Source organism: Streptomyces africanus (assembly GCF_002150735.1).
In the GTDB taxonomy this organism is placed as follows: Bacteria; Actinomycetota; Actinomycetes; order Streptomycetales; family Streptomycetaceae; genus Streptomyces; species Streptomyces africanus.
Map to the genome: position 1 here is coordinate 1 of NZ_MUKA01000639.1, position 801 is coordinate 801.

Genomic DNA, 801 nt, shown 5'->3' on the forward strand with positions numbered 1-801 from the left:
ACCGGCTCGGCCGGGTGTCCGAACCACAGGGATGCCTGCGACGGCCGAAGTGCCCTGCGCTGGGCGGCACTTCCGCCTCCTGCCTCGGGTCGGGGTGTGTCCTCGCTATCGGAGGGTCCAGCGCTGGGTGGACGCGCCGTTGCAGTTTCTCAGGACGGTCTGGGCGCCATTTCCCGTACCGCCGTTGTCCGTGTCCAGGCACAGGCCGGATGGGACGCCGGTGATGGTGCCGTTGGCGTTGACGTTCCAGCGCTGGTTCTGCCCGCCCTGGCATTCCCAGATGATGACCCGTGTGCCGGGGGAGGTTCCGGCCCCTTCGGCGTCCAGGCACTTGTTGCCGTACACGCGCAGTTCCCCGGCGTCGGTGCGCGCCCACTTCTGGTGGGCATTGCCCGAGCAGTCCCACAGCTGGACCTGGGTGCCGTTGGTCTGCGACGCGTTCGGTACGTCCAGGCAGCGGCCGGAGCCGGCCGCTCGGCGGCGGAGTGGTCGTGCCGGGCGGCACGTAGGGGCACTTGGTCTGGGAACGGGAGACGCCGGTGCGGTCGGCCAGTGACGGGCACAGGAACTGGGTATAGCGGGTGTCGTTGTCGAGGAAGATCTTGAGCCAGGGGATCGTACGACGTGTCACGTTCGAGTTCCCCCAGGTGGGGAAGCCGTGGCCGCCGCCGGTGAGCTCGATGTAGGCGCTCTGCGTGGCGGCCGGCATCCCGGCGTAGAGGCCGTCGAGGTAGGACGGGGTGACCGTGCCGTCGTCCCGTGCGCCCATGATCATCGTGGGCACGCGCAGGCTGGACAGGT

1 protein-coding gene and 1 pseudogene are annotated in these 801 nt (G+C 69.4%); both read right to left on the reverse strand.

All coding sequences use genetic code 11. The annotated features are described in order from the left end of the window. Nucleotides 1–105 precede the first annotated feature (105 nt). On the reverse strand, nucleotides 106–576 hold the full coding sequence (locus CCL05_RS42985; RefSeq protein ID WP_086565888.1) for an RICIN domain-containing protein: 471 nt from the start codon (nucleotides 574–576) through the stop codon (nucleotides 106–108). Further along, nucleotides 569–775, reverse strand: a pseudogene (locus CCL05_RS47700) (poly(ethylene terephthalate) hydrolase family protein); the annotation flags it as partial. The pseudogene CCL05_RS47700 and the gene CCL05_RS42985, both read right to left, overlap by 8 nt. Between the last annotated feature and the right edge of the window lie 26 nt (nucleotides 776–801).